Here is a 15,520-nt window from a genome sequence, read left to right on the forward strand (position 1 = left end):
TAATTACTCCTGTTCTGCTGGACATTTTGTTATATTGCCAGGCAACCTAGAAATCCAACCTCTTTTATCCCAGCTATGTGTGGTAAGCAGTTTATTACTCAGGTTCATTTGTAAACTTTCAAGCTTATCCTTTTCCCGTTTTAACTGTTCCCATTCAATATATGCCTGACTTAAATCGCTTACATCACTCAGTTTGTAACGGACGAGAATTCCTTTTATACCCATTGATTCAAGAAGACTTCTTGATTCTGGAGGAAAATTTTCCGTCATTAACTCATCTTCGCCATCAGAAAACCTATTGATAAAATCAATCCAGGCTGTTTCACCTGTAAATTTATAGGTAGTAGAAAAATCTGGAAAAGAAATATCAATACTTACAGAGTTACAACTCCCAGGATACCAAGTAAAAATATCTAAATCGGCAAAATTCATACTTCGTATATTACTATTTCCTGTTTTGCACTTAAGACTCAGACTGGTACCTGTTGGTTTAACGCCTATATTACCTGCAATTGTCGCAGGTGCACTACTTATCGTAACTTTGTAAGGCTGTGATTCAACCTTTTGTAAGGTCTGATTAAGTATATCTAATTGTTCTTTGATATTTATTAGCTCATCTTTATTTTGCGTTTTATTTCTGAACTGAACGTCAATTAAATCATCTGGAGAAATAATGTCATTGAGAAAACTAATGAACGAAGGAGAAAAAGATATACTTCTGTCTTTAAAAGATAACAATCTGATACTTTCATGATCAAGTGCTAAAATACCGTTAGCTGGACCATTTAAAAAACCAATAATACTTTTATATATTTTCCCTTGCATTTCAATATGACTGAAATTATGTTCGCCTGTATTTAATCGGCTTAGAACAGATGTCTTCCATTGTTCATCTACCCAACAACTTGTATAAGTAACAGCATGGTCGAGAAGTTGAAAAATTTGCCTTTCATAAATATCCCATACAGAATCAATTACTGGTTCTGTATTATTACCATTAATAACAGAACGGACCTTTTCAAACTCATCAAATAATATTACCAACTTATTTTTTGGATCTGAATGCATAACATGCCTGGTAAACTCAACAGTTGATGATGTATGTAACACTGAGTTTATAGCATTACGTAAAGCATTCTGCCAATACCTCCATGCAGTAACATGCTCTGGTGTCTTGTACATTTTACTGTTATTAAAAATAGAAATTAGATATATACGTAACATAAGATCAAGTTGTTTTATTTGACGCTTCATTCCATTATCTGCTTTAAGTGAAAATAAACGGTAAAGCAGTCTAAAATCAGAAAGCCAGTCCTGTGCCGAACTTGCTGGTATATTACGTAATTCATCATCTATAAACTGAAAAAATTTATGTTCAGATGAACGATTATATATAATATTAGTCAGTTGCAGCGGACTCATTAAGCCTGAATGTGAATCATTACGCTCTCTTGCGATAGCCATTATAAAGTGGCTGAAATATTCCTGACGACTTTCATCCAAGTACTGTACAAAAGATGAAAACTCATTCGGAACGTTATCGCTACCATATGCTTCTTTTATATGCGTATACCACTGATGAAGTTTATTCTGTCCCTGCTGTGTCCATATACCAGAAAGATAGACAGAAGGGTTCTCATCCTCCCAAAAATCAGTAATTTTCACTGCAGGAATATCAACATACTCAGAAACAAACCATGAAAAAGATGGATCACTTTTAATCAACTCTGTTAAGAGGTTTCTGAATGCATTAATATTTTTATTTCCATTATCTTTTTGTATCTCATTTCTTTCTATAGCAAGCGAAGCTATTGATGAAATTTTCTCATGAGGTCTGGTTATTTTTAGTAATTCATGAATACCCGGATACTTCGTTAAGTCACGCAGTGATTCATTTCGAACCATTTTATCCCAACTGATAAGTGATGAGGAAAGAGACAGAATCAAATCTCGTTTATCTGATGGTGAAGCCTCCATAAACATTCTTTTATATTCTGCAACACGCCATGAGATCGAGCTACGTTCAAATTTTGTATTTTCATGCAAAGACTCTATGAAAAATAGATATTTATCATACAATGCAGGTTTAAAAGGAAAATACAGTATATTAGACTTAACTTTATCTTCATATTTTGATATTTGCTCTATCAGGAATGTATGTCTGGTATCAACCGAATCAGGTCTTATATAATATACATTATATGAACAATATGCACTATATCCAAGAAAACACAGTGCAGTCATTACTATAGCTGATTCAAATAAGTTTTTTACTCTCCGTTTTTTAACATGAATAACTTCTGAATTATGTATTTGTGGTAATATTTCAGAAATCAAAATATCATAAAAACTACAGTTCTTATTATTACTAGACTCGAATTCACCATATAACCAGAGCCCTGAGATCTTTGCCTGAGAAAAAAACATATTATCTATACAGAATGTGGAAATAAAGACATCCAGTGATTGTTTTATATCATTCAATTTATCTGAAAACTGCAGGATCTCGTTTTTTTTCTGATCGCTTATTGTGTCATCAAGTACATTGAATATTGACTCCATGATATTTATTCTCAATGATGATAATATATATGATGAGTCATATTCTGATGTATTTTTTTCTAATTCATTTATTACCAAAAAGACTTGATGCATCTTGCTATTTTTCTGATGAATTTTTTGCGCTAGTGCTGAATATCCATCAATGTGCTCACATCCGCTTATGGCAAGAAAGACAGGAATATTATGATGTAAGTGTGAAGACAGTTGCTCTATAACGCTCCTTGTTTTTTGAGATAATATTTTTATATATGTATGATCATGTTCAAGTAACTTATCAACAGGAATGATAAGAACAAATCCATGAGGTGGTTGTTTTTTACATTTTCGTGATGATAAAAAACTTATAACAGAACTTAGTAACCCTGGGCTATCATATATCTTACCTGACAGTTCCAGTACACTTAAATCTCTGAAAAACCACCAACGAATAGTTCTAAATTTTTGGGAAATACTATTTAACCCCTTACAGTGAAAGACTGGAAGATTAATATCATTAATCAAGGAATTGCCTTTTTCTGAAATTCCTGTAAGTAAAAACCAAGGGACTTTCCCTCTTCCTTTTTTTCTTATGATTTTTAACCCTTTACTAAAATAAGAATCAAGCATTAATGTTCGTTTTTTACGAAAAAACAACATTATAAAGTGTCTGTATTTTCCTGCCAAAAAGTAATTACGTATACAATCCACAAGTAATTTTAGTGAAAGAGTGACCAGAATTACAAAAATCCAGTACAGTACTGTTGTAGTATCTGTCCAGTTTCTTAACACACCAATCACATATAAAATAGACAAAGAGAAAACAGAAACAAAAAACCAGAGAAATAATGGAAATATTTTCTTTAGCATAAGTAGTTATCTCATATATATCACCAACAACAACACAAAATAAATAACAATAATACATGCAAATGACAAATAAAAATTAAACCATGATGATTTTCTCTTTTTTTGTTTAAATGCAATATTGTTTTTTCCTTTAGAATAGATATTTACCCCGCATTGTTGTTTTAGTCTTGATATATAATTATTAATTTCATCGTTTTTGCTTACTGAATATTGACCTCTGAATCCAAGTAATAGGCATAAAAGAAAAACCCATCCAACCCGGCTTTCAGACTCGATGACTTTATTAAGCAGATTAAAAAATTCGACACCTCCTGTGGAGTGTCCGAAATATTTAACTTGCAAAAGATTATCACGCCATTCTTTTCTGTAAGAAAGTTTAGAGCACAATATTACCTCATCAATCATAACGACTATTGAATAAAATGCCGCATCAAGTTCGCTGTCACTTAACGATATTTTTTCACTATTGCGAACGACGTCTTCAACAGTATCAATTATATAATTTCTAGTACTGTCGTAATCAACATATTTTTCAGGATAGACTTTAACAGATGATATAAGTTTAAATACTGGCATATAGCATTCAACGATCTTCACCAGTACCTCCATAACATAATACATTCATATAACATGTTTTGTACCCGGAAATGATAAACTGGAATTGATAATTTTCTCACTGACGCAGATATGCGTCAGTGAGCGATCCTGGCGCACTATGCAGATGGTTCTTATTAATGTTCGATAACCACTGTAGAGTGAGCAATGCTGTTCTTACATATGATTCTGGAATAAACACGATGTTTTCCTTCATCATTGTCCACGAAGCTTTCTAGTATTTTATCTTCTGCGCTGGATGAGAGCACCGTTAACACCAAAGCATTTTCACACCACAGAACATAGCATCCTGCACCGTAACAGTATCTTTGTTGCAGCCGTGAAGCTGCGGGCCCCTATGTAATACGCTGACTCGCGTCTTATTCTCCCAGCGAGCTTTAATCTCTAGAACAGATTCAGGTTTAGCGAGTCCCGGTCTTACCTGTCGTTGTCATCACTACGGCTGCCCACGCAACCTTTCAGCATTCACCCTTTTGTAAAGAGTTTATGTTTATCGGTATCAGCGATTATTAAGGCCTGATACTGACATGATTTTTGTCGTATTTACGTCCGTGAGCGGCTATTGCCCACACCGTTCGCGCCAGCTTGTTTGCCATTGCGACGATTGCCACGCTGGCCGGACGACGTTTTTTCAGTTCGGTTATCCACAGCCCAGGTTCTTTGGTCAGTAATGCTGCCGCCCTTGCACCATGAATAAACAGGGTTCGCGGATATTTATCACCACGTTTGCTTATTCCCAGCAGGCGGATTTTTCCTCCTGAGCCAGTCTGTCTGGGCACCAGACCAACATAAGCCGCGAACTCTCGCCCTGATTTAAACACAGATGCTTTCCCCATGATGGCCTACGCTGCCGTTGCAATAAGTGGCCCAACGCCAGGAATATCCAGCAACCGTCTACAGGTCTCATTCTGCCTCGCCACACTGGTAAGCTGTTTTTCGATATCATCTATCAGTGAGTCCAGCTCACTCAGTCTGTTGTACTGGTCTTCCAGCACCATAATGAGATACGGTGGCAGTCTCTCTTTCATCCGCTCCAGTGCTTCAGGGAACTCCCGTTCCATCTCTGCCCGACCTTTGTGGATGGTTTCACCAAACTCCAGTAACGTCCCGTGCAGGGCATTAATTTGTGCGGTCCGGAACTTCACCAGTTGTCTGCGGATCCAGTGCAGAACAAGAACTGACTGCTGTTCTTCTGTTTTGACGGCGATTTCTTTACCTGGCTGCTGTACCGCCATCCAGATAGCCCGTGCATCCATCACGTCATTCTTATTGCCCATGACGAATGCTTTAACGAAGCGAGCCTGCAACAACCGGACTTTGTGTCCCTGCTTTGTTAATTCACGCGCCCAGTACTGGGGCCTCCACAAGCTTCCATGCCAATCAGGCAGGGTTCGCGGTTACTGAAATACGCCAGAAAATCCTGACGACGAACCGGCTTATCCACCACTTCCCCTGTGTGCTCATTGATGAAGTGAACCTGAATGACATGTTTTGCGATATCAACGCCAACCGGTGTATATTTCATTTGTGGAGTCTCCAGTCTGAGGGAGCTTTATGCATCCCGTATTGGGCACTATGATGCCGGGAATCTGCGAGGCTCCACACTTTTCCTGCCAACCCCGGCTTCATACTCAAATAGTTGAGATGCGTTCATTACATTCTCCAATGACTAGTTTAAAAACTAGTATTAAGACTATCACTTAATTTAAGTGATAATGGTTGTCTGGATATTCAGGGGGCCAGTATATAAAATTTCTCACATACTCCATCACTTCCTTGAAGCTCAATGCCTAGTAAACACTAAAGCAGATAAATTGGCTTTATTGCGACGTCCCGTTAATAATCGGGCAATAGATGTGAGATTACTTTCCTGCCCTTGTGTCTTCCACTTGAACAACAAACCGGATTGAATACCATGCACAAAACACTATCATTCAAAGAATACAGTCTGTTGAATAATAGATGTTTTTTCTGATGTGTTTTACATATAGGCAGCAGTTACCTCTGATAAAAAACCTGTTCAAATCTAGTTATTGTATGTTTTATTTCTGCAATAATACTAACTCTACAAGTAAATCTTCAGGAGTACATGACCAATAAAATGCAACCTTTTTTTTATCCTGAGCTAATAACCATAATTCCGAGTGTTTATCTATCTGCAACCAAATTATATTTTCTCTAACCTGTAAATCAGATGTAACGACATCCATCACTGTAAAATCAATCCCAGGAAGAGCATGCTGAATTATCAGTTCTAAATGTTCAGATGGAGCAATCCTAATCTCTGACAATGCAACTAAATTATTATTTTTGAAGGTATCTGAAGTTAACTTAATATAGTAATCAACATTATTTTTAGGTGTATAGCCATCAAAATCGCAGACTAATGTATCTGTTTTTAACTGTTTGAAATCAAAACTAACAATTTTATCTCTGCATAAATTCTCCAGCATTACCTTAATATAATACTGCAGATTACTGAAACACGAAATTTGATCATAGTGATTGTATGACAAATCAACAACTCTAGCATCTGTAGCCACCATTCTCTGAAAGGTAGATATTTCCCCTGTAAACTGACATAATGCCATATAATATAACCAAGGATGAGTTGCATCTTCATTCATAAATGATGAAAGAAGTGATAAAGCTCTATTAATAGCACATAGAATAAAAAAATTATAAAAATGTCTATCGGACACTTTTCGTTCTGTATATCTATATTCTTCAAGTTTATTTTTGTAGAAATCAAGGATATATTTAATTTCTGCAACTTTACCTCTAAGTATATGATTAGCTGATAACCTCATAGCTGGAAATGAATACTCATCATCAATACACAATATATTATTGCTATGAATAACCCTGGCTAGAGGTAAGTATTCAAAGTCTGTGGTATTCTCTTTTTCTTCATCTGTAATTATCTGAATATCATATTTTATTCTTGTGATACCTACATCCTGACTATCATGATAAACATTACGCATGTTGCTTTCATCATTTGGGCTTACCCATCTGGCTAAGCCTCGTTTATCATTAACACTGGATACATTTTTATAACCGGAATTAAATCGCTTAAGAGCAAGCCACAAATTAACAGATCCAGTATCTGTGCCTCTAAGATTTATCAGGCACTTATCCTGCACAATACAGTTACCAGGGTACTCGATATAATACCCAGAAGGTAACACAGCCTTTATTTTTTCAATCCTGATTGTATCTTCTTTCAGAAGATTATCATTTATATGACATTCATAGTACCCCTGATAATAGGGTTGTGATAACTGCCTGTTTCTGGCAAGCATGAAACTATGATGCAAATCAATTGACTGAAAATGCTGAGGTTGTAAATAAAGGCCTGAATACCAATAAATAAGTTGCTCTTCTTCTTGCATGCAGTAATACCTGTACAATTATTTTATACTGATACTTTCTTTACCCATAGATATCTTTTTAAAAAGAGGAGATAGTGACGCATGTAATGATTTGTTCCACCACCCATCCTCAATAACATTAACAGGGATATCTAAAAGCACCATATGCTGTTTTCCAGGAAAGGGATAGTATCCGGCAATAATACCTACATATTTAGCACCTTCACTCCGATCTATATGTAGTGTTGTCTCCTGACCTGGCATTGCCACATATTTATCAACTTTAAGAATACCATCAATTTTACCAGCCCCACTGAAAAACTGTTTAATTAACACTGGATTATTCATTAAGTCCTGTAATGTTTTTTTACCTGAGGACTGTAAGAATAATAAAGTACAGCTATTGGATATATCGTTAAGTGAGTTTAATTGTGTATCGGGTGATATCTGAAAAGTAATCAAGCCTGCACCAAATGGAGTATCAACATTATTAATAACCTGCATTTTATCCTGCTCAGAATACTTATCAGAGCAAGAACTAATAAAAAAAGGTAATGCTATAGCTATTAGTAACAGATACTTACTAGTCATTAATTTTTTACCCTTTTAAAATACGATTTATTTGTTCCATAGATTCATTATCTTTAAGTAGTTCCTCAAGCCATTCTGACATAGTCATTGTTGACCAACGTACTGCTCTTTCAAGAAGATAAGGTACAGGACTAGTGGGTTCAGATTGCCTGAAAAAAACAGATATTTTTTTTAGTTGTTCTATAGCTTTCTCCCTTGACATCTCTTTATCTATTGAGTTTGTTAATGCAGTATCAAATTCCTTTTCTTCCTCCGGAAACACTTTCTTTGTCTCCATATTCTCTAGTTCAACTGAAAATTGTGCTGCTGATTTGTTATCTTGTACTTCTTGTGGTAAAAAACGGCTCAATAAATCGATTATTTCACTAATGGCATGTCTGGTTTTAGCGAAAATATTATGTATATCTTCATGAGTATGAAAAAAGTAAAAAGATTCAATCTCATCAATTTTGTCAGGTAAATCAGAAAATTTAAGAAGTTGCTCACTAATCTTGCGTGCATTATATTTACCTACAGATTTTTTGAACGATTCAACAGAGTGATCACCTTCTCTTTCTATTAATTTTTCCTTTCCATCTTCTAATAAGCTCGCACTATGCTCAAACGACAGCGCCTTATACCATTTAGACAGAGTAATTTCTTTATCATCAAGAAGAGGATATGCTTTCAAATACTCTGACAAATCAATATCAAGACGAACTAGTTTACTGTAACGAATTTCCTGCCCTTCTTCCTGGGATGGCCAGCATATAGTCCAGTACTGAGAAATAAATTTAGCAAGATATTCCAGTCCGCAACTCATCCCTTCCAGAGCATACAAATGCGTCAAGGACTCCACATACCAACAACTAATCTGTAGATCTTTACTCTTATTGCGTAAAGTAACCTCACATAATTTTCTTACTTTTCTCCAGTCAGCCCTACGAGGTTCACTGACAGCCCATTCTCCCTGGGACATGTAGTCAGGATCATTTTGCCTTGCTGCCCGTATTTCGCTATACACAGGATCATACTCAATATCATCACCTGCCGGCGATTCTCCTATAACAGGAAGCAGTAATGTATCCGTCTCAAACTTATTCATTATTTATCCCATTAATACCTGAGGACATCCGCTGACAATTGTCCCCCCATGAGCACAGATATCACCCATTCGTGCTGCCGGTTTGCCGCATATAAAAACTTTAAAACTTCCCATAATAACGGCATCCACTGGTCCGGTACAAAGTGCCTGAGTCCCCAATGTAGCTGCAGGTAATCCACCAATGAGTACAGACGGAGAGCCTGGCGGCAACAGAGGTCCACCGACATGGGGAACAGGTGGTAAACCAGGCGTCATCATAGGACATACATGCATATCAGTAACTCTTGCTGCTGGCTGAGGCATATACAACTCCCAAGATTAACTATTACACCAATGCTGAAAAAGAAAAACAATCCCTTCGACAGGTGTATCATAACATTTACACGATTGATTCATTAATATTCCATAAATAATTTTTTTTTCTGAACATGACGGTGCATGGACTGGTGGATATGAAGTCGGACTCAAACTTCCTTGTGATATAAATAACGATAACCCCAGGGCTCCTGACTGAGTAGAAAATCCTGCAGACTCGGCGTTTTTAAATATTTCCCACCGTTGTTCTTCATCTCCTTCCTTCCATTTTACAATGGATTGTAAAAGCACTGAGTCTTCTTCAGAAGATGACTGAGAGATAAATTGCGCCAGCCATTTAATTAATGTTAACGAATCTGTATTCTCTATCCAGAAATTAAGTGCATCCTGCCATTTTCCTTTTAGCAGCATTTGCTCAACAATCTTATTAAATTCCAGAGCAGAGTTGTTTTTAGAATCTGTCATATGAAATCCTTTATCCAATATTCACTATTCCTCCTTTTATCTGCGTTATTGCAGATCCCTGAAGCGTCAACATAGTGCCTTTTACTTCAGAAATAGCTTGACCTTCAAGTTTAAGTGTGGCTGCTTTAACCTCTGCAGACGCTTGCCCTTCAACGGTAATTTTTGCGGCTTTTATACTTATCCCTGATGTGGATATAGTTATCTCATTTGCCCCCACTTTTATTTTTATTGATTGGGTTGATTCAAATATAAGATTTTCATCAGTAATAAAACTACCACCGCCCCCAGTCACATTAAGGCTATAATCTCCATCTGACACCTTTATATCAATATTTCCATGCACATCATTATGCAAGTTGCCTTCTTTAAGAATAAGCTTATCATTCCCTTTTTTTATTTCAGAATTACGACCTTTTGCAACCGTTAATGACATTGAGTTATTAATATTGCTGATCATATCCTTCTTTACTGTCAGGTGGTAATCACCAGAAGAAGTTAATACGGTTTTTTCCTCATTTTCTTTATCATCAAAAACAAGTTGATGACCCTCTCCCTTTTTTCCATTCTTAACACTACGAGTAACAAATCCAGACTTACAATTATTCTCAGGCAGAGAAAAAGGCGGTTTATTCTGACCATTATACACTGTTCCAACAACAATTGGATAGTCAGGATTACCCTGTATAAAACTAACCAGAACCTCACTGCCAATACGAGGAATAAACTGACTACCGAAACCATCCCCGGACCATGCCTGAGATACACGGACCCAACAGGAGCTTTCCTCTGTACCTGACGTGGACATTTCCCCCCAGAGAAATCTAATTTTTACACGCCCGAATTTATCTGTATAATATTCTTCAGAGCTAGGACCAACCACTCTGGCAAGTAAGACACCTGGAATAACCGGGGAATTTAATTCTCCTTTAAAACTAAGCGAATTTTTATTATCCGAAGCACGAAATTCACAATTACAATATCCAGTATCCTCAGCATCATTGTTTAATGCATTAAGATATAATGAAGTAATTCTGTAATAATTTTTATCCAAACAAAAACGTTCACCACATGACAACCACCATGAATTTGTTTTTCCAGACCAAGTTTTAATTTCACCATCACATGATGCCATCATAGTTGCGGCACGTTTTTGTATCAACTCACGTTTTTTCTCAGGAATAATACATTCATAAATCACATTGCTGGATTTAACATCATTCACTTTACTTTCTGATTTTATAGTGATTTCATTAACATTACTCTCATTATAACCTGAAAATATCACAGCAGGGCATTTAAGATTTTCTGTGACAGACCATTCAGTGATGTATCCCTGATGCGACTCCCTAAGATTTTCACCAGGTAAGAGCTCCAGTTTATCATAGGATGCCTTAGGATGAGATGCTGGATCATCTGCTAATGTCATAATATGTTTGTCTTTCTTATGAACAAAGAAGTAGTAAATTCCAGCATCAGACAAAACCCTGTTAATAAAATCCAGATCAGACTCCTGGTACTGAATCTTATACTCTATCAAACTCTGTTCTTTATATAATATGATGTGTGGCGGATTAAACAAACTGTCTTTTAAAATTGTGGTTACAATATCAGATGGTGTTATATTTGACCATATCCTTGTTCTTTTACTAGTTTCTAACTTGGCAATTTCTGGCTGTAATATGATAATACATGTATGCTTCATGCTGCTATCATAATTATATATTACTTTTGTGACCACACCATGAATGAATCGTGAAGGTAACGGATTGCATTGTTCTCCTATCTCACAACACATATGCATACCGTGTAACAGCTCCAGAGACTTACAGTCAGCTTTACTTAAACATTTTATTTCATAGCTATAGATGTCAGATAGTGACTCATTACCCTTAATTTCAAGTGGATATAAGGATACATTACAACCATACAACCTAATAAAATGTTTGTTCTGGAATTTATAATAATCGTCATCTACAGATATAACTTTATCCATAATATATTCACCATAATATACAAAAGCACCGTTCTTTATGGTTTTTTACTCCAGAACCTATTGAAATATTAAATCCAAGTTTATTGTTTATATTCATTTGATTATCATCATTACTGGAACAAACCATTACATATATTTTAAACTTAAGCGCATCACCTACATATGATTTTATTTGCTGACTAATAAAATAGTTAAAATCCCGTCCGGGCATAAATTCCATTGCTTTTTTATAGTCTATGGGGCCCAATACAACATCAAAATGTGAATCAACCACCCAACGAACATTCCCGATAACAGGACCTTCACCCAGAGTGTACTGGCAATTCCCCAAAATACCCTGTTCATTGGGGTCTGTATTTTCAAAAGTACCACGAAAAGGATTAATGGACACTCGGATTTGATATATTGATGAGAGTAACTGTTCAAGTCCGGACAGAGTTCTAACAGATTGAGCATAGAATGCAGTATATGCCAAGCCTGTCATACTAATTGTCTGAGGAGTGACTCCGCCTAAAGATAAAAGTATATTGTTAAGTACATTATTATCTCTTCTATTTTCATCTCCTGACAGATGCATTTTTTGCCATGCTAGATAGGAAAGGCAATACATCCTGTGATCAAACATATTCATAAACGCTTTAGGAGCATCATCGTTATAACGTAATTTTCTTTCAATCAGCCATTCTGTATATGCTACAGGAAGAACCCCTGCAGCTCCGGTCAATCCATTATGGAATAATGAGAGATGATACTTTCCATCCTTCTCATCATGATACAGATTCTCTATCTGGCCATCAGGTGAATCTAAAGACAGACTGGATGTAAATCTGAAATGTTCATCAATAACATCATCAATACTTTCATCTGGCTTTAGAAATTTTTTCAATAACACACGAACTTTATTGAAAAAACTGAATTTACTTCTGTTATTAATCAAAGCCATGTTAATTTCCCTGCTCTCATCGGCCATATGCGACGAGTGTTCTCATCATGCTCAAATACTGTAATCATACGAGTAAAGCTATTTACAGGAGCATGGAGTCCAAGAAAGTGATCAAGAAAAGAACAAAACAGGAAACATTCAGGGTGCATATATGCATCCTTTGAAAGAATAACTTTAATATCAATTCCACGAGCGGATACAGGCGGATATATACCAGATAAACGGGATGAAACTGGTGTGATTTGTAGTTCTTTAATCCATTCAATATAAATTGATATTGAGCGATTGTTATTATAATTATATATTGACAGCATTTCTCTCAGTTTCATTGCTCCATCAGTACCACTGAGCAAAACAAAATTAAGAGATAACTGAGAAATAATTCTCCAGTTCATGCCTTTTAAGGCCATAGCAGGCAACATTCTTGATGGACGGTTTAGTGCTGTTATTCTCAGATTAGCAATATCGATATCACAATCAAAATCACCATCAGGAGCACCAATATTCATTGATGATGGAATATTACCATTCGTACACATCACATCAATTGAAAGGACATCCCCATTCATAATACGTGCCTGAACTCCACCATCATCACTCAGACGAATATATACATTTTCTTCATAGTTACTTCTTTCAGAAGGCATGCGGTAATATGAACTGTGCCAAAATATATTTAATGATTGTTGAATGAAAGAATGTTCAAGTCCAAATAAATTTTTTAATGGAATCTGTCTGACTAAATCATTTTCATATCTGTGCAATATTACTTTATTTATATCCCAAATTAAAATTTCATCACGGGAATATAAATCCGCATTAACCTGATACTCATCCTGACCGTCCGATAATCGTAACGGTTCTGATTTTTTTTCGAAGAGATTAACAACGGGAGAGCAGTTTACTCTAAATAGTTCTTCGGAAACATTTTTCTCTATTTTATCTATTTCATACTTTCCAGCACTATTTTTCAATGTTATGTGAATCCTAACAGAATCCCCCGAGCATAACTCAATTTCAGAGTCAAATTTTATATCAATAAAGTTGAATCTTTCAGCAAATGAAAAATAGTCCAGCGTAAGATTATGTATGTACGAAACATTTCCTGTTCGTGGTAATGTTACTTCCCCCTCATTAAACCCGGCACCGAACACATTAGTTTTGACACCGTATAATACATCATTATTTTTCTGTAAAATAATATTATCAACTTCATCACAGAGTAATGTATATATTATGCCCGTAACCGTTGACGGACCATTCAGATAAAACCTGACAAAATCGAGAGAAAATTTAGCCCCGTCAAAAACCTTTAAGTTTAATTCAATTCTCCATAAGGAAGATAAATTATCATAGTAAATTTTTGCTTCATTAACTGTTGCCGGGACTATTGTCAGAGGATATACCGTCCGAAACTGGCAGGTAGTTTTAGATTTATGCTTAAAATATATCGAAGTACCAACCGGAACTTCATACATGGATGTTATTCCACTGGAATTCTTATCTGGCTCAAATGAAACAATACATGATGAAGGGTAGTGGTACAAAAATTGGGGAGCAAGATTCCTAAGCAATGCCTCCATTAACTCAGGTAAATCCTCGTCTAACCTCTGATGAATTCTTGAACTTAAAAAAGCAAAAGACTCTGTTAATCTCTGAATATGTGGGTCTTCAGACACCCCCTGATTATATCCAAGACGTCTGGCTATCTTTGGATATTTTTTTGCAAACTCATCTCCATGCTTTTTTAAGAAAAAAAGTTCTTTCTGATAGTAAGATAATAGTTTATTCATACAGTGAAAACTCTCCTGAGTGTTTATCCCATTTAATGCAGAATTTTACCCTGTCCATAAAAAACAGGGCGGTAACTGAAAAAAAAGAATAATTATCATCACTAAAAAGGTGTTCAACAACAGGATTCCCCAGCCTGGATTCATAACGCTGAAGCGTTATCAATATTCTTGAGGAAATTTCACTATTAACACTATCACTATGCTCACTGGCTGATACACCATATACTGATGCTGTTATGCCATAGTTCAGGACAGAGCTATTAACAAACGGCAGGTCATCTGTCTCATGATATAAAGGCCGTGATGACAATAACATTCCAAGCTCATACTTAAGATCATCTGAAATAACAAAATTCAGAAGATCTTCCGATGAGCCCGGATTATCATCACGTAAAAACTGAAGAAACGAATGCATTCAGTGTTTTTATATAAGTGTCTGTTTCTCTAAACTATACGTTATTGGTCCTAACTTTTCCGTACTTTTACCATCAGATGATGGAATATTCATCTCTATTGAGACTAAATTTTCTGGGCTAAATGATAACTCAAGAATTAGATTAGCCTCATTATCATGTGCTAACAATATATCATGTAAGTGGCAACCATCATAAATAACTTTAAAGGATGAATATTCACTACCAGATCTAGTAGACTCCCTGCGTAAAACTTCTATTTTAACTGATTTCTCTCCTCTTTTAAAAAAATGCTCTATAAGTTCTTGTGTTTGTTTAGTAACTTTAAGCTTCAGATTACAGATATCAAAAACAGAACCATCAATACCAGAAAAAGCACGAAATGCGTTAGGGCAATATGCGTCAAAGTAATCATTACAATTATTAACTTTTGAATTTCCCTTTATTACCTTGTCATCAATTGTTACTTTGACAAACTCTTTACTTAGCGCACTTCCAAAAGCAGTAGCCATAACTCCTCCCATAA

The 15,520-nt window shown here is 35.8% G+C and carries 12 protein-coding genes and 1 pseudogene; all 13 read right to left on the reverse strand.

Features of this window, described 5'->3' with window-relative positions; all coding sequences use genetic code 11:
- Positions 1 to 3: 3 nt before the first annotated feature.
- The 13 genes and pseudogenes from QUE34_RS26685 to QUE34_RS26745 all read right to left on the reverse strand — a co-directional run bounded on the left by QUE34_RS26685 (position 4) and on the right by QUE34_RS26745 (position 15,518).
- The gene (locus QUE34_RS26685) at positions 4 to 3,408 is read right to left on the reverse strand and encodes a type VI secretion protein IcmF/TssM N-terminal domain-containing protein (protein ID WP_001355290.1); all 3,405 of its coding nucleotides are present in this window, start codon (positions 3,406 to 3,408) and stop codon (positions 4 to 6) included.
- 6 nt (positions 3,409 to 3,414) lie between these two features.
- A complete protein-coding gene (locus QUE34_RS26690; RefSeq protein ID WP_000706175.1) occupies positions 3,415 to 4,005 on the reverse strand; it encodes a DotU family type IV/VI secretion system protein in 591 nt (196 codons plus the stop codon).
- A 527-nt stretch (positions 4,006 to 4,532) separates the two neighbouring features.
- Positions 4,533 to 5,548: pseudogene (locus QUE34_RS26695) on the reverse strand (IS110 family RNA-guided transposase).
- Between the two features lie 517 nt (positions 5,549 to 6,065).
- Positions 6,066 to 7,418 (reverse strand): type VI secretion system baseplate subunit TssK, encoded by a 1,353-nt coding sequence (gene tssK, locus QUE34_RS26700; RefSeq protein WP_064236767.1) that lies wholly within the window; start codon positions 7,416 to 7,418, stop codon positions 6,066 to 6,068.
- An 18-nt stretch (positions 7,419 to 7,436) separates the two neighbouring features.
- On the reverse strand, positions 7,437 to 7,988 hold the full coding sequence (locus tag QUE34_RS26705) for a type VI secretion lipoprotein TssJ (protein ID WP_000202243.1): 552 nt from the start codon (positions 7,986 to 7,988) through the stop codon (positions 7,437 to 7,439).
- 7 nt (positions 7,989 to 7,995) lie between these two features.
- Entirely contained in the window at positions 7,996 to 9,072 is a 1,077-nt protein-coding gene (gene tssA / locus QUE34_RS26710; protein WP_001031757.1) for a type VI secretion system protein TssA, read from the reverse strand.
- A 3-nt stretch (positions 9,073 to 9,075) separates the two neighbouring features.
- Positions 9,076 to 9,375 (reverse strand): PAAR domain-containing protein, encoded by a 300-nt coding sequence (locus QUE34_RS26715; protein WP_032194046.1) that lies wholly within the window; start codon positions 9,373 to 9,375, stop codon positions 9,076 to 9,078.
- 15 nt (positions 9,376 to 9,390) lie between these two features.
- On the reverse strand, positions 9,391 to 9,852 hold the full coding sequence (locus tag QUE34_RS26720; RefSeq protein ID WP_000132334.1) for a DUF6931 family protein: 462 nt from the start codon (positions 9,850 to 9,852) through the stop codon (positions 9,391 to 9,393).
- A gap of 10 nt (positions 9,853 to 9,862) precedes the next feature.
- Positions 9,863 to 11,845: a type VI secretion system Vgr family protein gene (locus QUE34_RS26725; protein WP_000361983.1), complete on the reverse strand. Its 1,983-nt coding sequence runs from the start codon at positions 11,843 to 11,845 to the stop codon at positions 9,863 to 9,865.
- 7 nt (positions 11,846 to 11,852) lie between these two features.
- A complete protein-coding gene (gene tssG, locus QUE34_RS26730; RefSeq protein ID WP_001173971.1) occupies positions 11,853 to 12,788 on the reverse strand; it encodes a type VI secretion system baseplate subunit TssG in 936 nt (311 codons plus the stop codon).
- Positions 12,779 to 14,581, reverse strand: coding sequence for a type VI secretion system baseplate subunit TssF (gene tssF, locus QUE34_RS26735; RefSeq protein WP_064236768.1), 1,803 nt, complete (start codon positions 14,579 to 14,581; stop codon positions 12,779 to 12,781). The genes tssG and tssF overlap by 10 nt, the downstream gene beginning before the upstream one ends.
- Complete coding sequence (locus QUE34_RS26740) at positions 14,574 to 14,996, reverse strand: lysozyme family protein (protein ID WP_032194047.1); 423 nt, start codon at positions 14,994 to 14,996, stop codon at positions 14,574 to 14,576. The genes tssF and QUE34_RS26740 overlap by 8 nt, the downstream gene beginning before the upstream one ends.
- A 9-nt stretch (positions 14,997 to 15,005) precedes the next feature.
- Positions 15,006 to 15,518, reverse strand: coding sequence for a hypothetical protein (locus QUE34_RS26745; RefSeq protein WP_001355296.1), 513 nt, complete (start codon positions 15,516 to 15,518; stop codon positions 15,006 to 15,008).
- Positions 15,519 to 15,520: the final 2 nt, after the last annotated feature.

It is taken from the genome of Escherichia sp. KS167_9B (genome assembly GCF_030295215.1).
Taxonomy (GTDB): domain Bacteria; phylum Pseudomonadota; class Gammaproteobacteria; order Enterobacterales; family Enterobacteriaceae; genus Escherichia; species Escherichia coli_F.